Source organism: Herpetosiphon geysericola (genome assembly GCF_001306135.1).
Classification (GTDB): Bacteria; Chloroflexota; Chloroflexia; order Chloroflexales; family Herpetosiphonaceae; genus Herpetosiphon; species Herpetosiphon geysericola.
The window spans coordinates 1-18,987 of the sequence record NZ_LGKP01000035.1 but is presented as its reverse complement, the minus strand read 5'-3'; the positions used below and the strand labels follow the sequence as shown (position 1 = coordinate 18,987).

At 48.2% G+C, this 18,987-nt stretch carries 23 protein-coding genes; 16 read left to right on the top strand and 7 right to left on the bottom strand.

Going from position 1 to position 18,987, the window contains the following annotated elements; translation table 11 throughout:
* Positions 1-58 precede the first annotated feature (58 nt).
* Positions 59-1,213: an acyl-CoA dehydrogenase family protein gene (locus SE18_RS20885; RefSeq protein WP_054536891.1), complete on the bottom strand. Its 1,155-nt coding sequence runs from the start codon at positions 1,211-1,213 to the stop codon at positions 59-61.
* Between the two features lie 184 nt (positions 1,214-1,397).
* Here SE18_RS20885 and SE18_RS20880 point away from each other — a divergent pair, with 184 nt between their 5' ends.
* From SE18_RS20880 to pepF, 13 genes are all read left to right on the top strand, one after another.
* Positions 1,398-2,291, top strand: coding sequence for a hypothetical protein (locus SE18_RS20880; RefSeq protein ID WP_054536416.1), 894 nt, complete (start codon positions 1,398-1,400; stop codon positions 2,289-2,291).
* Positions 2,292-2,388: 97 nt separating this feature from the next.
* Positions 2,389-2,985: a hypothetical protein gene (locus tag SE18_RS20875; protein ID WP_054536415.1), complete on the top strand. Its 597-nt coding sequence runs from the start codon at positions 2,389-2,391 to the stop codon at positions 2,983-2,985.
* Position 2,986: 1 nt separating this feature from the next.
* A complete protein-coding gene (locus SE18_RS20870; protein ID WP_152976710.1) occupies positions 2,987-3,535 on the top strand; it encodes a hypothetical protein in 549 nt (182 codons plus the stop codon).
* A gap of 66 nt (positions 3,536-3,601) precedes the next feature.
* Positions 3,602-4,192, top strand: a complete 591-nt coding sequence (locus SE18_RS20865) for a hypothetical protein (RefSeq protein WP_054536413.1) — start codon at positions 3,602-3,604, stop codon at positions 4,190-4,192.
* A gap of 31 nt (positions 4,193-4,223) precedes the next feature.
* On the top strand, positions 4,224-4,787 hold the full coding sequence (locus tag SE18_RS20860; protein WP_054536412.1) for a hypothetical protein: 564 nt from the start codon (positions 4,224-4,226) through the stop codon (positions 4,785-4,787).
* 92 nt (positions 4,788-4,879) lie between these two features.
* Positions 4,880-5,374: a hypothetical protein gene (locus tag SE18_RS20855; RefSeq protein WP_054536411.1), complete on the top strand. Its 495-nt coding sequence runs from the start codon at positions 4,880-4,882 to the stop codon at positions 5,372-5,374.
* An 11-nt stretch (positions 5,375-5,385) separates the two neighbouring features.
* Entirely contained in the window at positions 5,386-5,961 is a 576-nt protein-coding gene (locus SE18_RS20850) for a hypothetical protein (protein WP_152976709.1), read from the top strand.
* Positions 5,962-5,989: 28 nt separating this feature from the next.
* Positions 5,990-6,550: a hypothetical protein gene (locus tag SE18_RS20845; protein ID WP_054536409.1), complete on the top strand. Its 561-nt coding sequence runs from the start codon at positions 5,990-5,992 to the stop codon at positions 6,548-6,550.
* A 3-nt stretch (positions 6,551-6,553) separates the two neighbouring features.
* On the top strand, positions 6,554-7,135 hold the full coding sequence (locus tag SE18_RS20840; protein WP_054536408.1) for a hypothetical protein: 582 nt from the start codon (positions 6,554-6,556) through the stop codon (positions 7,133-7,135).
* Between the two features lie 79 nt (positions 7,136-7,214).
* On the top strand, positions 7,215-8,366 hold the full coding sequence (locus SE18_RS20835; RefSeq protein ID WP_054536407.1) for a lipocalin-like domain-containing protein: 1,152 nt from the start codon (positions 7,215-7,217) through the stop codon (positions 8,364-8,366).
* Positions 8,367-8,411: 45 nt separating this feature from the next.
* The gene (ruvC, locus tag SE18_RS20830) at positions 8,412-8,909 is read left to right on the top strand and encodes a crossover junction endodeoxyribonuclease RuvC (RefSeq protein WP_054536406.1); all 498 of its coding nucleotides are present in this window, start codon (positions 8,412-8,414) and stop codon (positions 8,907-8,909) included.
* Complete coding sequence (locus SE18_RS20825; protein WP_054536405.1) at positions 8,910-9,668, top strand: hypothetical protein; 759 nt, start codon at positions 8,910-8,912, stop codon at positions 9,666-9,668. It abuts the gene before it with no gap.
* A gap of 44 nt (positions 9,669-9,712) precedes the next feature.
* On the top strand, positions 9,713-11,530 hold the full coding sequence (pepF, locus tag SE18_RS20820) for an oligoendopeptidase F (protein ID WP_054536404.1): 1,818 nt from the start codon (positions 9,713-9,715) through the stop codon (positions 11,528-11,530).
* A gap of 52 nt (positions 11,531-11,582) precedes the next feature.
* Here the strand turns inward: pepF and SE18_RS20815 are convergent, their stop codons facing one another.
* Genes SE18_RS20815 through SE18_RS20805 form a run of 3 tightly spaced genes read right to left on the bottom strand, consistent with a single transcriptional unit; the run spans position 11,583 to position 13,092 of the window.
* Entirely contained in the window at positions 11,583-12,095 is a 513-nt protein-coding gene (locus SE18_RS20815; protein WP_054536403.1) for a hypothetical protein, read from the bottom strand.
* Positions 12,096-12,147: 52 nt separating this feature from the next.
* Positions 12,148-12,621, bottom strand: a complete 474-nt coding sequence (locus tag SE18_RS20810; RefSeq protein ID WP_054536402.1) for a GNAT family N-acetyltransferase — start codon at positions 12,619-12,621, stop codon at positions 12,148-12,150.
* A gap of 3 nt (positions 12,622-12,624) precedes the next feature.
* A complete protein-coding gene (locus tag SE18_RS20805) occupies positions 12,625-13,092 on the bottom strand; it encodes a DUF3291 domain-containing protein (protein WP_054536401.1) in 468 nt (155 codons plus the stop codon).
* 144 nt (positions 13,093-13,236) lie between these two features.
* Here SE18_RS20805 and SE18_RS20800 point away from each other — a divergent pair, with 144 nt between their 5' ends.
* Genes SE18_RS20800 through SE18_RS20790 form a run of 3 tightly spaced genes read left to right on the top strand, consistent with a single transcriptional unit; the run spans position 13,237 to position 15,850 of the window.
* A complete protein-coding gene (locus SE18_RS20800; RefSeq protein WP_054536400.1) occupies positions 13,237-14,562 on the top strand; it encodes a hypothetical protein in 1,326 nt (441 codons plus the stop codon).
* Between the two features lie 16 nt (positions 14,563-14,578).
* On the top strand, positions 14,579-15,358 hold the full coding sequence (locus SE18_RS20795; RefSeq protein ID WP_054536399.1) for a hypothetical protein: 780 nt from the start codon (positions 14,579-14,581) through the stop codon (positions 15,356-15,358).
* A 24-nt stretch (positions 15,359-15,382) separates the two neighbouring features.
* On the top strand, positions 15,383-15,850 hold the full coding sequence (locus tag SE18_RS20790; protein WP_054536398.1) for an SRPBCC family protein: 468 nt from the start codon (positions 15,383-15,385) through the stop codon (positions 15,848-15,850).
* On the opposite strand, the gene SE18_RS20785 is transcribed toward SE18_RS20790, so the two are convergent.
* The 3 genes from SE18_RS20785 to SE18_RS20775 are packed head-to-tail and all read right to left on the bottom strand — an operon-like array spanning position 15,847 to position 18,843.
* A complete protein-coding gene (locus SE18_RS20785; protein ID WP_054536397.1) occupies positions 15,847-16,650 on the bottom strand; it encodes a protein phosphatase 2C domain-containing protein in 804 nt (267 codons plus the stop codon). The two genes, SE18_RS20790 and SE18_RS20785, sit on opposite strands and share 4 nt — an antisense overlap.
* Positions 16,647-18,086, bottom strand: a complete 1,440-nt coding sequence (locus tag SE18_RS20780) for a 1,4-alpha-glucan branching protein domain-containing protein (protein WP_054536396.1) — start codon at positions 18,084-18,086, stop codon at positions 16,647-16,649. Before SE18_RS20780 ends, SE18_RS20785 begins: the two co-directional genes overlap by 4 nt.
* Positions 18,067-18,843: a DUF2270 domain-containing protein gene (locus SE18_RS20775; protein WP_054536395.1), complete on the bottom strand. Its 777-nt coding sequence runs from the start codon at positions 18,841-18,843 to the stop codon at positions 18,067-18,069. The genes SE18_RS20780 and SE18_RS20775 overlap by 20 nt, the downstream gene beginning before the upstream one ends.
* Positions 18,844-18,987: the final 144 nt, after the last annotated feature.

Genomic DNA, 18,987 nt, shown 5'->3' with positions numbered 1-18,987 from the left:
CCCCCCCTGCGTTGCCTGCCTTGAGGCGGGACGGAAGGGTGGTGAATACCAATCGCAACTACCGACGCTTGCCAATCATCCCAGCATATTTGGCAATAATCCCCAACATAATTTCATCAGCACCGCCCCCGATTGAGAGCAAGCGCGAATCACGAAAATAGCGCGCCAACGGATACTCCTCAACATAGCCCATACCGCCGTGGAATTGCAAACAACTATCGGCCACTTCACGCACCAAGCGTCCAGCCTTGAGTTTGGCCATCGAAACCTCTTTGGTAATATCGTGGCCTGCGATCAGCAAACGGGTGCAATGATAATTAAGCTGGCGCAGGGCTTCAATCTCGGTCAACAACTCGGCTAAGCGAAAATGAATATATTGGTTGTCAATCAGGGCTTTGCCAAAGGTTTGGCGCTCACGGCAATAATTAATCGTCATTGCAACAATTCGTTCCATGCCTGCAACCGCCGAAACCGAGCCAATTAAGCGCTCTTTTTGAAATTGCTGCATTTGGAGCACAAAGCCTTGGCCTTCTTCGCCAATCCGATTGGCAACTGGCACGCGCAGATCATCGAAGGCTAACAGGGCGGTATCGCTGGAATGATTGCCCAATTTCTCTAGTTTTTTCGAAACATGAAAGCCCGGTGTGTTGGTTGGCACAATAATCAACGACATGCCTTTGAAGCCTGCTTCGTCGCTGGTGCGCGCCAACAAGGTAATAAAATCGGCTTGGGTGCCATTGGTGATCCACATTTTGCTACCATTGATCACATACTCATCGCCATCACGCACGGCGCGGGTGCGAATCGACGCTACATCGGAGCCAGCATCAGGCTCGGAGATGGCGACAGCGGCGATCAACTCACCGCGAATCGCGGGAGCCAAAAAGCGCTGGCACAACTCGTCGCTGCCAAATTCGGCCAAGGCTGGGGTGGCCATATCGGTATGCACCAAAATGGCCATTGGCACACCGCCACAATCGGCGCGGCCAACTTCCTCGGCCAAGACCACGTTATACCAATAATCGAGGCCAGCCCCGCCATAGGCTTCAGGGTACGAAACGCCCAACGCCCCCAATTCGCCTAATTTTTTAAAGAGTGCATGGCCTGGGAAACAGCGCTCATGCTCCCATTGCTCGACAAAAGGGTTGATTTCACGTTCGACAAAACGGCGGATGGTTTGGCGAAACATTTCATGATCGGGATTAAAATACAGCGACATCACAGCCTCCTTGCTAGGGCATCGCAATTGTAGCCCGATTGTAGCATAGCCCTTAGCTGGCTGAGCGCTTGGTCGGTTGCGTAACTGATAGTCTTCGATTGAATCTGTGCTAGAGTGAATATTGTCAGTATTTTTGGCTGGCAGCTATAACCAATTAATCCGTATGAGGAGCACAAGTATGCAGCGTTGGTGGCGTATTCTATATGGTGTGATTATTGTTGGCTTGGTGGGCTGTGGCGCAGCGACCCCAACCGCAACCCCCGTGGTCAAGAGCCGCGTGCAAGCAGTATTGGCGGCATCGAATTTGGTCGTCGGCCCCAATCGCTTGCCAATTGGCTTGATCGTCGATGGCTCGCCAATCAACGATCCCAAAGTGCAAGTAAAACTCCGCTTGTACTATCTTGATGGCACCGATGCTGAGAAAACCCAAGTTGCAGGCGAAGGCAGCGCCGAGTATTTTGGCCAAGGCTTGCCAGCAGGCATCTACGTAACCTACCCCGATTTTAAACAGGCAGGCGATTGGGGCGTTGAAGTCGAGGCCACCTTGCCAGGCCAAACCCCAACCGTCAGCACCCTGCGGCTTTCAGTCCTCGCCCAAGATCCAACTCCGGCGCTTGGCAGCAAGGCAATTGCGGTTGATACTCCAACCGTGAAAACCAACCCCGATCTCAGCCAAATTAGCTCTGATCCCAAACCAAACCCAGCCTTATATCAATTGAGCATTGCCGATGCGATTAAAAGCGGCAAACCAACCGCTATCTTGTTTGGCACACCAGGCTTTTGCAAAACCGCTACTTGCGGCCCAAGCGTCACGGTTTTGGGCAGTTTGCAAAAAACTTATGGTGATAAAATGAACTTCATCCATGTTGAAGTTTATAAATTTCCATTTAGCGAATCAGTTCAAGCCAATCCGCCGTTGTTGGTGCCAGCAATGAGCGAATGGCGCTTGCAAAGCGAGCCATGGCTGTTTTTGCTAGGCAAAGATGGCACGATTGTCAACAAGTACGAAGGTGGGATTACCACTGAAGAGCTTGGACCTATGATCGACACCATTTTAAGCCAAGGTATCTAGGCTCATTGCCTACGGCAGCAGCCAGCCTGGTTGCTGCCGCAACGTTGTTGCGTTACCAACGTAATAATCGAGATTCTGCTGAATACAGAGAGAACGTATGCAATCAGCATCCTTGAAATATCGTTTACGTCCACCCTACCAACGCATCCAAATTGGATTAGTCATTACATCTTTGATCCTATACATTTTGATGATTACAACCATTAGGTGGCAATTTGATTGGACTAGCCTCTGGAAGCTCATCATTATTCCGATTGGGACTATGCCATTTGCCATGAATGCGATTTCGTATCTCGATCTTAGTGCCAGCGGCTTGGTAATGCGCCGGGGCTGGCAATACTTTGCAATTAATTGGGAGCAAGTCGAAGCATTCGGCATCGGCGTAGTTGGTAAACGCATCCATATGCCATATATCGTCTTGTACGAGCCGATTAAAGGCTTACCAAGCATAAAAATCAAAGAACTAACACCAGAACAACAGCAACGAACATTAACCTTAGAAGGCTGGGTCAATTCAAAGCTAATCGCCAAAGCCTTGCATGTCTGCGTCAATATCGAGAATCACAAATGGCAGGTCATTCCAAATTTCTCAAAAACCCATCCAAGATTTTACTCGTATCAAAAATTCAATCTCTGCTATTTTTTCATTGTCGTTTCAATTTTTATTTATTTGGGAGCGAAATATGGATCCTAACGTGAATTCAGTTACGTTTAAAGTAAGCAATTATCGATTAATCATTGCCATCGGATTCGTCAAAATACTTATGTTTATTATATTAATCTATAGTAATTTTGATCTGAATTGGATCTTTACGCTGCTCATTCTCGTCAGTTTTCCCAGCACAATCTACGAGTTAAGCATCAAATTGATTGTTGATCAGGATGGTTTGGTTATTCGGCGCTTGTTTCGTAAGGATGTACGCATTATTTGGGACGACATTCTTGAACAACACTATTTCAACCTTGGCCAGCGTGAGATGCGCTATCTTCTCTTGCGGAAAGCCATTCCTACGCTTAGACCGATCTTTATACCAAAAGAATTTCAGGCGAATGTTTTTATTCTTGAGGCTTGGGAGCAACCAACTCGCTTATTGTCATTAATCGAGCCACATTTGCCAGCAAAAAGTCCAGCTGATCAACTTTTTGTGCCCTTTACGGTTGATCGCAATCTGCGCAAAGCATTACCATTGCTTATTGCGATCGGTATTGCAATCGTGCTTTTCAGCTTAAACACGTTTCGCTAAGGCGTGTAACCTTCAAACAGCTACCGACGTAATGGCTAGCGATTGATTTGAGCAATGAGAGACACCATGCTAGAAACAAACGATTCGATTAAACCATCCGAACTGAATTTTCGCTCAGCCTATCGCCTGTATGGCATAACCTATTTGGCGGTCATTCTATTTTTGATGTATACAATTGGTCAGTCGTTTGAGTTCTCGGGATTAACCATCATATGGCTATTTCTTGCGATGGCGCTACCAAGTCTCGTTCAAGCAACCGCCTTATTGCGCATTAGCGATAGTGGTTTATTGATTCGGCGCGGCTGGCAGCGAGCGTTTATTCCTTGGAATGCAATCGAATCAGTAGGGATTGCCAATGGGAAACGCTTCAGCTTGATTCCCTTTATCGTACTGCGTGAGCCGATTGCTAAGTTTCCAAACGTTAAGCTGCTGGAAGTAAAACCTGAGCAACAACAACGTACCATTACCCTTGAAGGCTGGAATAAACAGCAGCAATTGTTTGAAGCAATTTATCATCGAGTATATCAAAATCATGATTCATATTATGTCATTCCAGAGATTAAAAAATATCCAAAAAGCTTTATGTATTACGATAAAATCAATCTTTATATTATTATCGTAAATGTAATTGCCATGTTAATTATTGGTTCAATTTAATATTTGATTTAAAAATGAGAAAGGAAAGGCTGTGGAAGAGCATATATTCAAATTAGCAAAGTATAAAACAAAGCTGTTTGTTTTGATAGTTGCGATTATTTTACTTGGAATTTGGCTAGCGACAAATATTTATAGCAGCCTATTCGTACTTGGCTCATGCATTATTCTCATCCTAAGCCAAATCAATGGTTTAACAACGCGCTTATTGATTGATCAAGATGGCTTGGTTATTCGGCGTATCTTTCGCCAACCGATTCAAATTGAGTGGGCCGATATTCTTGGGCAGCAGCAGGTTAAGCTTGGCACGCGTGAAGTGCAATATTTAGTCTTGCGCAAACCAATTCCACTTGTCGAGCCATTAGAATATGCCGATGTACCAAAAGCCAACCAAGCAACAACCTTAATTCTTAATCTATGGGAGCAAGCAAGCAAAGTGCAAGCATTAATCAAGCAGCAACTGCCAGCCACAAGCTCAGAAAATCAGCTGTTTGTGCCATTTACCAGCACCCGAGAAACTGCAACCACCAAGCTTGCCCTAATTGTGATGCTTATTGGGGTTATTGTAACAACAGTGACAATTCTATTGTTGTTTTAAGTAACTATATTCGTAAAATACGGTTAAATTTCCACATATTTATTTTTTCTAATGGTTATTTTTTATCTATTCAAATATAGATTAAGCTAAATATGCAAACACATATTTTTAAACGTAGTGACCATTTATTACTACCAAATTTTGGCTTGATTGGTGGATTTTTATTGGTAGCGTTTGGCTTATGGCTTATTCGCGAGCCAGCAAAAATTGAATTATATGTGATTAATCTTGGTTTAGTTTTGCTATTAATCAATCTCTTCTGGAAATCGCGTGAACGAATTATTGTGAGCGAGCAAGGTCTCGATATGTATCAAATGCCACAGCGCACGCTGGTTGGCTGGAACGAGGTTGCCTATATCAATTATACTGAGCATGATCACGAGCCGCGGCCATATTTGGTCGTGCAGCAAGCCAACCAATTGGTGTCCGAGCAACTGATTAACCAACTGACAAACGATAATCATGCCTATCGCGTGATGTACCTTGATCGCTGGGAGCGTAGCACAGAATTGCTTGAATCGATCAAGCAGCAGCTCGAACAGCAAACATTCGACCAAGTTCGGGTTCAATTCAATATTCAGATTTAGGCAAGGGATTTATGCAACCGATGACATTTAGGGCAGCTAAGCTTAAAAAGACAATGTTAATCACATTAGGCTGGTTTGTTCTATTGATTATTATGATTATCGTCTATAAAACAATGTTTAATCTGAGAAAATTTCCAGTACTATTTATTGTTATGTCTGTGTTGTATGCGTATTTTTTATTGAGCGAATACTATCGAAAATTAATCGTCGATGAACACGGGATTACGGTTAAACGCTTATTTAATGCTACTAAAACTGCAAAATGGCATGAAATTTCAAATCTACACTATTTTATTCTATCCAATCGGCCAATTGAATATATCTTTTTTGAGCGTGATGTTGATTTGTTGGATTCGCTTTTTCCTTCGATTATCCCCAAACCATATCATCGGCGTACATTAATGTTGCAAGAATGGGATAATCATCAGCAAATTAAGCATTTGGCAGAACAAAACATGCAATCGGCAGCAGATAATAATTTGATTGTGCCTTTTACGGTTAGTTTTTCGGACTATACGAAACGAGTGTTTTTCTTTTCGCTAATTATGATTCCAATTATGATTCCGCTGCTTATTCTTTGGGGCTAGGATTATAAATCCATAAAGGATTTCATATATGCAAAACGAAGTTTTTCGAACAAAAGATCATAGATTAATCTTAATTGGTATTGTTATATGTATTTTATTACCAATATTTCTATTTTTCGATAATACATTTGAATTGAAAACAATATTATCTTTATGTTTCTATCTATCGCTTGGCCTGATTAATATGATCAATAGGCTATACGCTAGATTATCTATTAATAATGATGGCATACTTATTTACCAAATTTTTCAAAAGGATATTTTTATATCTTGGAATGACATTGAAGGCATCCAAGAATTCACAAATTACCATCGTAATTTTCATTATATTACATTAAATCAAACTTTGAAATTACCAAATTTACCCTATAGCCAAAATCTACCCAAATATTATCGTAATCGAGCGATTATTTTAGATGCTTGGGAAAATCATACAAGAATCATTAAACATATTCAAACAAAAGTTAGCTTTAAACCTAAAAACCAATTATTTGTGCCAATAGCTGGCAAAAGCTGGAATAAAATATTTCCATATGCAATTTTTATATTTGGTTTAGGTGCAGCATTGCTAGCATGGAGCTTACAATAGTCCATGACCAAACACATAATAACCATTCGCCCGCGTTTTTGGTGGCCAACCATTGGCTTTATTGGGATTGCTAGTGCACTGCTGATTATGCTGATCGTGCAAGCCTTGAGCGAGCCAGGCGTAAAACTCGGGATTGGCCTCTTATTTTTAGTCGGCATCCTGATTTGGCTTGGGCGGGGGCTGAATCAGCGGCTCAGCATCAGCGCAACCAACTTGATCATCAAGCACTCAGGCAAGCCAGTGACGATTGATTGGGAGCAGGTTGCAGGAGTTGGCACGTTGCAGAGCATTGCGGGGCTAGCCCTGCCCTATCTAATTTTGCGCCAGCCCTATGCCAATTTACCAGAGCCACAACTACGGCGTTTAGCAAGCGAAGATCTGCGTGATACGATTGTCATTATCAATCCATTGCGCTGGGCAAACATCGCCAAACTATGGCCATTGTTGTTGCAACAACTGCCAGCGACCAACAACTATCAAGTGGCATTTGATTTTAGTGGCGTTTCACGCGTTCAACGGCGCATTTTTTGGCTCTTTGGTTTGCTTACGTTGGTGATTGCCGGCCTAATTTGGTTATTCGCCTAAGCAGATTTCGTGATACGATTGCTATGTGACGCATCCAGGATTGGACTGGATGCGTTGCTGTTTTCAAGGAGTATATCGTATGCGAATACGTTTGGTTATAGGTTCATTGCTGATTGTGGCCTTACTTGCAGGTGGCGCTTGGTGGCTGTTGCAACCAAGCCAAACCGAAATTCAAACCTCGATCAGCGCCGTTGGGATGCTGAGCCAAGCCAATCAGGGCGATTATGTGCGTGCAACCGAGCCACGGCCATTTCAATTTCCTGCAGATCATGGGGTGCATGCAGGTTATCGCACCGAATGGTGGTATTACACTGGCAATTTGGTGAGTGCTGATGGCCAGCGTTTTGGCTTTCAGCTGACCTTTTTTCGCTCAGCCGCCACCGATCAAGTGATTAGTCGCACGGCGAGTTTGGCAACCAGCGACATTTATATGGCCCACTTGGGATTAACCGATGTGGCCAATCAACGCTTTTATGCCTTCGAACGCTTTATGCGTGGCAACCCGCAACTCGCCAACGCAACTGGAGATCCCTTCAAGGTGTTTGTTGAAGATTGGCAGGCAGTTGGTAGCGGCCCTGAAGGAATGACCATGCAGCTTACAGCGCAGCAAGCCCCAATTGCGCTGAACCTCAAACTTGAATCGAGCAAAACCCCAACCTTGCAAGGCGATCGTGGCTTAAGCCAAAAAGGCGCTGAGTTGGGCAATGCTTCGTATTATTATTCGCTGACCAACATGACCACCAGCGGCACACTGAACATTGATGGTCGTGAAATTGCCGTGACTGGCAAAGCATGGATGGATCACGAATGGGGTTCGGGGGCACTCGAAGATCAAGCGGTTGGCTGGGATTGGTTTGCCATCCAGCTTGATGATCAACGTGAAATCACCTATTTTAATATTCGTAATCAAGATGGCTCGATCAACCATTTATCGGGCGGAACACTGACCTTGGCCGATGGCTCGACCCGCAAAATTGCCCAAAGCGAGCTAACCCTCGAAGTAACCAAGCAATGGCAAAGCGCGCAAGGCATTCAGTATCCAGGCCAATGGCGCTTGAGCATGCCCAGCGAACAACTTGAATTGAGCATTACGCCCCAAGTTGCCAACCAAGAAATGCCGCTGACAATTCGCTATTGGGAAGGCTCGGTGGCAATTAGCGGCAATGCGACGGGCTATGGCTATGTTGAATTGACTGGCTATGGCGACACGGGACGCGGACGGGCGGAATAGCGAAAGCCGTTATAATGCAAGCAGCACGATCATTGAGGAAACACAATGCGCATTATCGGGATTGACCCAGGCACGGCAATTATGGGCTGGGGCATTATTGAGGCTGATGGCAGCGATTTGAGCATGGTTGCCTATGGCGCTTTTACCACACCAGCCAAACAGCCATTGCCTGATCGCTTGGTGAGCATTTACAATGATTTAGCGCATGTTTTGGCCGAGTATCGACCTGTAGTTGCGGCAGTTGAAGAACTCTTTTTTGCCAAAAATGTGACAACTGCCATGGCCGTAAGCCATGCGCGGGGCGTGGCCTTGCTAGCGTTGCGCCAAGCCAAACTACCAATTTTTGAATATAAACCGTTGTCTGTGAAACAGGCCGTGGTTGGATATGGCAACGCCGACAAAAAGCAAATGCAACATCTGGTGCAAATGACCCTCAATTTGGATCATATTCCCAAGCCAGATGATGCCGCCGATGCCCTTGCCGTTGCCATGTGCCACGCCTACGCAGCACCCTATCTTAACCGAATTCAGGAGGATTCCTAGATGGTTCGTCGGCCAGATCTTGAAGAAGTGAGCGTCAATACCTTTTTAATTGCCGATACGGCAATGATTCCGATTTTACGTGGCGAGGGCACGGTCAACGGCCACTCGTTTACCCTCACATCGGCACGCGGCTTGGGCTTGATTGCCCGTTTGCGCACCCGCAATTATCGGGTTGTCACCCTCAAGGATAAAATCGATCGGCTGCCAGAAATGCCCAATGTGCAAGCACCAGGCAATCTGCTGCAAATCGAAACTGGAGCACGCGATCAATGGTTTCGCTTTGATGGCGAAACCTTAACCTGGCAAGCTGTCGAAGCCCAAGCCAACGGCTCACGCTTATTTGTGGCCTTTGAAGAACATCGAGCTGCTCGTCGTCGCCGTTCGCGGACTGGCGGCGATTATTTTCGGATTGAGCGTTTGCCAAATAATAGCGCGCAATTAGCGACCCTGAGCGAAGATGCCGCCGTATTATTGGGCTATGCCCACGCCACCTACGATGCAGATATTGAAATCGATAGCAGCATCAATGCTGATGGCAGTTATAGTTTGCCAATCGAATTCAGCTTGCCACCCCAATATCGGGCGATGCTTGAATTGTTGGCTAAGAGCCACGACAAACAAAGCATGGACTTTTCGGAAGCTGGCTGGGCGTTGGCGGTGCGCTTGTTACATCGCCTGAATCTCCGCCCTGCGAATGGTGACATCGAAGCTGATTTTGACGATGATCACGATGATTTTGATGATGATGACGATGAATAATCGTTGCCAATTGCCATAAACCTGTGTGTTGAAGGAGTTTTGGAATGACAACCGCTGCAACAGTCCCAACTCGTCAGGAAGTAGCCCTCGCCGATACGTGGGATGCAACCAAAGTTTTCGCTTCTGATGCTGAATGGGAACAAGCGCTCGATGCCTATGCTCAATCGATTGCTGAGATCGAACAATATCAAGGCCGTTTGGCTGAAGGTGCGCCAACCCTCTTGGCAACGCTAAACTATGCCGATCAGCTCAACGAGCGGGTTGGCAAGCTCTATATTTATGCCAGCCTCTTCTATAGCGTCGATACCACCGATCAAGTTGCCAAAGCCAAAATGGATCGAGTCTTAGGTGTCTATGCTCGCACAATGGCAAGCTCGGCGTTTATCGAGCCAGAAATTATTGGCATTGGCTTTGAAACACTGAAGCAATGGCAAGCAGAAAACGCCGATTTAGTCAGCTATGGCCAATATTTCAACGAAGTTGAGCGCCGCCAAGCCCATGTGCGTTCAGCAGAAGTTGAGCAAGTGTTGGGCTTGGTCAGCGATGCCTTTGACTCGGCCAACTCGACCCACCGCATTTTGACCGATGCTGATTTGGCCTATCCAGCAGCTCATGGCCCTGATGCAACCGAATTGGAATTGACCCAAGGCACGATTGGCTTATTGCTCACCGACCCCGATCGTGAAGTGCGACGCACCGCCTTTGAAAACTATAGCGATGCCCACTTGGCCAACAAAAACACCATGGCCAATTGTATGGCGACCTGTGTCAAACAACATGTTTTTAATGCTCGAGTGCGCAACTATAGCTCAGCCTTGGCGGCAGCGCTTGGCGAAAACAACATCCCAACCGATGTGTTTCATCAATTGGTGGCGACAGTGCGCAAAAACTACCCAACTTGGCATCGCTACTGGCGCTTACGTCGTGAAGCCTTGGGCTACGATCAACTGCACGTTTACGACATCAAAGCCCCATTGAGCACCAAAAAACTTGATATTCCCTATACCGAAGCAGTCGATTGGATTATTGAAGGCATGAAACCGTTGGGCGAAGGCTACACCAGCGTTGCCAAACGTGGCTTGCTCGACGATCGCTGGGTTGATATTTACCCCAACAAAGGCAAGAGCGCCGGAGCATTTTCGAGTGGCTGGAAAGGCACGCCGCCTTATATCTTGATGAACTACAACAACGATATTTTTGGCATGAGCACCTTGGCCCACGAGCTTGGGCACTCGATGCACTCGTATCTGACCTGGCAAAACCAACCAACGGTGTATAGCAACTATGGCTTGTTTGTGGCCGAAGTTGCTTCAAACTTCAACCAAGCTTTGGTGCGCAACCACCTGTTTAACACCAACCAAGACCCAGATTTCCAAATTGCCTTGATCGAAGAAGCCATGAGCAACTTCCATCGCTATTTCTTCATCATGCCAATTTTGGCCCAATTCGAGCTTGAAATTCACGAACGCGGCCAACGCGGCGAGCCATTAACCGCCGCCACCCTGAACGGCATCATGTTCGATTTGTTCCGCGAAGGCTATGGCGAAGAAGTTGTGCCCGATGCAGACCGCATGGGGATTACCTGGGCCACCTTCTCAGGCCATATGTACGCCAATTTCTATGTCTATCAATATGCAACAGGGATTGCCGCGGCCCATGCCTTGGCCGAAGGTGTGTTGGCAGGCAAGCCCGATGCCCAAAGCAACTATTTGGCCTTCTTGAGCGCTGGTAGCTCGTTGGCACCGTTGGATGCGCTGAAATTGGCTGGGGTTGATATGGCTTCAGCCGAGCCAGTTGAGGCCGCCTTCCGGGTGTTGGCAAGCTATGTTGATCGCTTAGAGCAATTGCTGACCAATAAATAAATTAAATACCAAGGCGGGGCTGGTTAAACTAGCCCCGCCTTGTAGGTTAAGCTTATGAGCGTTTCAAGGTATTGTAGAAGCCTAAACCAGCCCCTAAGACCCCAAAGACGACCGTCAAAATATGATCGCTACTGGCGAGCCATTCACTACTGAAGAGTGCCTCGAAGCCAAACGAAATTGCTTGGCCTAATGGAATTGAACCCTCTAACTCACGTTGCACAAAGATTACCAAGGTAATCAAGCTACCGATTTCCAATGAAAGCAAGGTAAAAAGAATTGCTGGCACGACTAAGGAAAAAAGAATCGGCTTGGAAACAGGCTTGCGAAAGGGCGAGATCATCGCATAGCTAATGCCCATCCCAATCAAAATAGCAACATAGAAGAAGATTCGTTCGGTGAAATAAGCCAATAAGCCCCAAACAATCGCACCCAAAACAACAGCAGCCAGCCCAATCAAGAGCGCTTTGGCTTTGTTGCCGCCAGCTTGCTGATTGGTTGGCATTTGATAGTTGCCTTGGGGTGGCAATTGATAGTTACCTTGGGGTGGCATTGGTGGTTGTGTCATTGCGTTATCCTCCTAAAAAAACAAACTCTTACCAACTCGAACGTGGGGTGAATCAATCAAGCCGCAGCACATATTCGGCTACGTCGCAACCACGGCCATTCGCAAAGCCCGAATCTTCGCCAATAATCTGAAAGCCAGCTTTGGTTAATACTTTCAGCGAACCATGATTATCTTGGGCAACACGGGCAAACAATGGCCGCAGCTTAATTTCGTTGAGCAATAAGTGCAAGGCTTGGCTGGCAAGCCCTTGGCCCCAAAAGTGCCGATCAAGCCAATAGGTCACTTCTGGTTCGCCAAATTGTTCAAATTGAGCAATCTGGCCAATCAGTTGATTATCCCAGATGATTGCCCGCTTGATGATGCTACTATCGGCCATAATTTTTTGCCAATGCGCATGAAACGCAGCATAATCGCTGGGATCTTTGGCAGTAAAGGCAGCCATGTGAATTGCCACTGGATCTTGTTGCTGTGCGAAAAAGCTAGCTAGATCAGCCTCTTCAAGTGGGCGTAAATACAGTTCAGGCATTGATTAAGCCTCAGCTACAAGCTGTTGGTCGGGTGCGGCAAATGGCTTGCGAAAACTAAACGCAGCACTGCTCTCGCCATTGGCGCGTAAATGCTCCAAACGCTCAAGGGCTTCAGCAACAGTTGGTTCGTGGCCTGCTGGAACCCACCAGAGTACCATAAAAGCCGTATCCATGCGTTCAAACCACTCTCTGCGCCGCCGCATAAGCGCAACATGCTCTGATTGATAGACATACTGCATCAAGGCATCGAGATCGCGCCAAACCGACATATTTACAATCGTCAGCGGGTCGAGTGGGCGATAATCGGTCGCATTGCCAGAATCATCTTTTAAACGCCAAACAAAGCCAGCACTTGCCTCAGCCAGAGCATTAATCCGAGCCAAATTATTGGTAAAATCGGCCATCAATGGGCTATCTAAGGGCGCTTTAATCGTGCCAATATTTAGTTGGGCAAGCTGATAGCTGGGCATAAACCCTCCTTGCTTGACGCTATGCAATGCGCTTGCTAGTAAACAGCAGCATTGTGACATACGATGACACAATTGCTATGCGGCTTAGGGCTGACTTGTATGCTACCATACGAGGCTGAATCGCCCAAATTGGAGGAGTGTTGTATGCAGCGGCGCTATTGGCTGATAAGTGGCATCCTAATTGTGCTTGGTTCGGTATGGATTGGCATGTTGGCCTATTTTTCGCCACTGAGCACGATTGTGCAAGATGAAGTTGGCCATATTGTGATCTCGCAACGGGCTTGGCAGCAGCCAGCCTTTGTGTTGGATACATGGGGCCGCTTTGGCAACACGCTTTTTTATATGCCAGCAGCCCTTGGTGGTTTGTATGTGGCGCGGGCCTTTGCGGTGCTCATGACCGCGCTCACTGCTGGGCTTTATCTGTTGATTGCACGCCAAGTAGGGCTGCGCTATTGGTATCTTGTGCCCTTGTTTGTCTATCTTCAGCCGTGGGTCAGCCAATTTGCCTATGCGACAACCGTCTTGCCCTATGCTGTTTGTTTGGGTTTGGCTGCCTATGCGAGCCTCAATCGGCGTTGGCTTTGGGCCGCGCTGGCAATTGGCTGTTTGCCATTAATGCGCCACGAAGGCCTATTGCTGCTTGGCCTTTGGGGTCTCTATCGGCTAGCACAGCGTGATTGGCGCTCAGGTTTGCTTAGTGGCTTGCCAATGCTGGTTTATTATGGGTTGTGTTGGCTAGTATTGGGCAATCGGCCATGGATGATTTTCTTCGAGCCAAAACCAACCGATTTCTATGGCTCGGGCACTTGGTGGCACTTCGGCCCAGATTTATTGGCAGGCATTGGTTGGCCATTGGTCGTTTTGGTGGTTGCTACCGCAGCTTGGAGCTGGCGTAAGCGCCAAGTTTGGGTCGTTGTTTGGCCCAGCGTGGTCTATCTGCTGAGCCACGTGGTGATCTATCGCTTTGGCTTGTTTGCATCAGGCGGTTACAGTTATTTTCTGCTCCCATTTGCCTTTGTGGTTGCTATCTGGGCAACCCAAGGCCTTGAGATTGTCCAGACAGCGCTCAATCGCTGGGTTGGCCCAGCCCAAATTTTCTGGCCGTTGGTAGCAGTGTTTGTGTTGGTTGCCTTGAGTTTGCCCGCCAAATTGCGTCCGATTCCGGTTGATCTTGAGGCCCAAGCGAGCCTTGAAGCCCAACGTTGGATTGCCCAAAACCAACCGCAAGCGCAACCAGTCTATGCAACCCACGTCTGGTTTTACTATTTTCAAAAATTACCACTCCAAGCGCCCAATAAACTTTGGTGGAGCGTGCCCAAGCTCGAAACAATGCAATCGGGCACGTTGGTCGTGTGGGATCAGCATTATTCAGCCCGCATGGGCTGGCCAGCAGCTGGCTTTCGCGATCAAAGCCAATGGCAGCAACTCTACAGCATTCCTGATCGCATGATTATTTATCAGAAACGTTAATTGATGGAGGCGCGCCATGCCTACCCCCCAACAAATTTTAGAGCGCTTAGCTGCGATTGGCCAAGCGCTGGCAGCAACTGGCCATGGCTTGGCCTTAATCGGGCTTGGCTCGGTTGGCTTGGAACGCGAACGACTTGATCAATGGTCGGATCTGGATTTTTTTGCGATCGTAGAACCTGGCAGCAAAGCCCAATTTCTGAATGATCTTAGTTGGCTAGCGGCGATTCAGCCAATTAGTTATGCCTTTCAAAATACCGTCGATGGCTATAAACTGCTCTATAGTGACGAGATTTTTTGTGAGTTTGCGGTGTTCGAGCCAGCAGAATTGCCCAATATTCCCTTTGCGCCAGGCCAGATTATTTGGCAAGCAGCCCATGTTGATGCGACAATTGCCTTACCACAGCTTGCGCTCCCAACCTCCAATCGGCAGCAGCCTGCATGGTTGTTGGGCGAAGCATTAACCTGTTTGTATATTGGTTTATGTCGCTATCAGCGTGGCGAGTGGCTTTCGGCGCAGCGCTTTATCCAACATTTTGCGGTCGATCGGGTGCTAGAATTAATTGGCACATGGCCACAATTTGGGCTTGCTGCTGGCGATGTTTTTGCCAACGAACGCCGCATTGAGCAACGCTTGCCACAATTGAAGCCGTTGCTGGCTGCATGGGTGCAAGGCTATCAGCATAGCCCAGCCTCAGCCTTGGCAATTGTCGAATTTTTGGCCCAGCATACCCAGGTCGATCCCAGCATGCGCAGCTTGATTGAACGCTTGGCCAACGACGCCTTGCAAGCGGAGTGAGCTTGTTTTGTGGAGAATAAATTTATGCCTATTGGTCACGTTTCATTTGTAAATACGTGCTCGATTACCGCCCCCCCAGCGTTTTGCTTTGGCTATATCAGCGACTTCGAACATGATCCTGAATGGTGGCCATCGCTTGCCTCGTCGCAGCGAATTTGCGGCCATGGCATGGGCGCAATCTACGAGCAATTTGCCAGCGTTGGCGCGCTACAATTTTCATCGTTGATCGAAATCACAGCCTACACGCCGCATGAGTCGATGGAGTTCACAATTACCTCGCATGGCGTAATGATCTGTCTGGTGCGCTATGAATTTAGCGAGCAGGATGGCTTAACCACCTTCACGATGCGCAGCCAGATTCGCTTTTTGCCGCTGTGGTTGCGTTTGGTTGCCCCGCTTTTTCAAACAATCTTAGTCGGCCAAGTTGTCACCCATTTCGCCATTCTCAAACAAACGCTTGAGCAGGCATACCAACAAACGCTTGGAGTTTAACGGAAGTCGCGATTCATTCCAGCCCATGTGCTATCGAATTGCCACAAAATGACGGTTGCACTATCGCGACCGCCTTCAGTTTGCACGCGTTCGAGCAAGGCGCGGGCGGCGCGGGGCAGAGTGCTATGCTGCCAACAAACGGTGTTATACAAGGTGGTTGGTTGCTCAAATGGGCGCTTGCCGCATTCGAGCAAGCCGTCGCTGGTAAGCATCATCGTGGTAAGGCCAGGTTGCAGCAAACGAATGCCGGTGGAGTACGAGGGCAACACGCCATCCCAGGTATTCACATTGCCAATCCATTCGTAGAAGCGTCGTTGATTGAGCTGCATCTCGCCAAGCCGCGCAATGCTGGGGTGAAAAATATAGCCAATGCAATCGCCGACCGCCCAATACCAAACGTATTCATCTTTGCGCGCTACAAACAGGCACGATGCTTCGCCTTGAATTGTGGCACAGCGCGCCCGAAAGCTATTGCTGCGAAACAAATCGAGCAAAGCCCGATCAAGGCTAAAAAAGGCTTGATTCAAGGGTTGGTTCAAGCAATCGCGCAATTGGCTTTCTGCTTCAACCACCGTGTTTAAAATCAGCTGCGCACTTTGGGCCGAATGATGAGCATCGATCACCAAAGCCAATTCCCATGCCCCAGCAGGATCGATGAAGATTGCAGCGGCATCTTCGTTTTTGTGCGCACCTTGGGCAGTTACCCCGCCAAAACTTGCAAAAACCATCGAACCAAGGTCATGAACGAACAGCGTATCAAGATGGGGCTGGTTGTGGCCCAGCCAAGTGTAGGTCGTCATCGTTCAAAATCCCCAAACAACCGATAATTCAGGGTGGGAAAAGGATTGTCACGCTCTTGTAAGGCGGCAAATTCACGGGCTGCAACTGGCAACAAGGTTTCATGGGGCAACAACTGCATCAGCCAATCGAACTTTTGCAGGTGGTCGCTACGGCGAGCATTGGCATAATCAGCGCCTGGCGTACCAACCCAACGATCCCAATCGCCCGATTGGGCCAGTAAAAACTCGCGAGCCGCTTGGTTGAGCACCTGTTCGCGGTCGCCATAGGCTTGGGGATATTCAGCAACCGCAGCTTGCAATTGACGATGAGCGGCACTCAAACGACCATCAATAATCCCCGAAAAATGCTGCGGTGGCACAACGACGCTTGGTTTATGCCGCTTGAGCAGCGTGCTTGGGGTGACCAAGCGAAAATGGCTTGGCAATTCTTCGAGCAAGGTGCGCAGCCACAGCCCACCCTCAAACCAGCCGCTGCCAAACAATTCCATATCGGCCACAATCACCAGCGGCTGGCCGTTGCTAGCAGTTTCAGTTAGCACGGCAGTGAAATGACGGGCATGTTGGCGAGCACGGGCATAGGCATAAAACGGATCATAGGCGTTGCCATCACGGCTCAGCATGCCATCATCGAGCGGAATTAGCATCGGCGCGCGATACAATGGATCGCCAGGATAGCCCAAGCCAACCGAGCGAATATGGGTCAACAAACGCTGATCAGGCGTGATCACCGCAGTTTGGCGGGCTTCGGAAAGCCACGAAAGCGCTTGGCCACGCAATTCAGGGTTGGCAGTACCCACCAAGGCCCGCATATCGAGCGGCTTAAGAATCTGCTCCCATTCTGGCGTAACTGGATCTTCGGCGCTCCAGAGGACGCTTGGGGGTTGGCCGAGCATGTGCATCAAGGCAATCGTGCCAACTTCCACTTGGGTGCGCAGAGTTGGCCGATCGTACAAATGCGGCACGGGATAGGTGGCAGTATGGCCAAGCACTTCGAGCGCTTCGGCCTCGACCAACTCGCGGGTCATGGCCACAATATTGCGGCTCCACTGCTTTTCAAACACGTGTAAGGTGCGTTGGTGCAATTGCAAATAAAATTGCGCCAGGTAGGCGCTATGTTCATCGCCACCCTTGGCAGCTTCGAGGCGGCGCTCGGCCTGGGCAATTGCCTCATCAAGATGATGCAACATATGCTTTTGCACGACGGGATCATTCAATTGATGCAAGAGGATGGGGCTAATAGCCAAGCCCAGTTTAACCGCTTTGTTTTGCTCAATCAAGTCGGCGAGGCCACGCAGCAGCGGAATATAGCAATCGGCCATCAAGCCATGCAACTCTTCCTCGCCATGGCTCGAAGGCCCAGGTTGGCGCACAAACGGCGCGTGAGCATGCATAATAATGCAGAGATCGGTTGGCTGGTTAGTCGTGGGCTTTTCCATATGATTTACGTCGCCCTCCTCGGCGTTTGGCTTTACCCACTGGCATGGCTTCTGGCAACGCGAGCTTGCGCAGCACCCGTTCATGGCCCACCATCTCGGTGCGCGAACCCCAACGGGGAATCGTAATCAGGGCCATGATAATCAAGCATGCATAAAAGCCTAAGACCGATAAAATGACCAATTTGCCACCGAACGGCCCCAAACTGGCATCATAAATGAAGGTTTCCAGTGATGGCCGATTGGTAATCTGCGGATGAATCATCAGCTTAAGCAGCCAAATAAATAGCAAAAACAAGAAAATTGCCATGTAATTATGGCGTAAACGCCGCCCCAAAGCTTCGACGGTAGAAATCTTAAAATGGGGCGTGTTCATGTCGGTAATCAGCAATTTATGCCAATATTGATCAACCGCGAGGGTATTTTGGCCAAGCAATGGCACATAATAATCAGTTTCGAGGATACGAACCCATGTAGCCCATAAATCGTAGTAGCGATAGCGCCGCGCTTCGATAAACCAAAAGCCCATACAAAACACAATTGTCAGCAGCACAACGGCATGATGATGATCAGCATCGCCAAGCACAAAGCTGGCAACGGTGCCCGTAATGGCCACCGCCCAGTTAGTTGGCGTGTCGATCCGTGAACGCCAAGTGACTGCGCGATCCATCAAACCACGATAGAGATGAACCATCGCTGCTGGTGGGGCTGCCTGTTGGGCCGAACGTGAAGGTCGCATATAGGCATTATACGAGGCCATGGGTAAATGTCAAAGCCTAGGTTCTGTCTGATAATTCCATGGTAGACTCTTCGGCAGGAGGTGTCTATGGCTCGCCATGAATTGACCGATGCCCAGTTTGCATTAATTGCCCCGCTCTTACCGACCAAAACCCGCCGTGGCCGC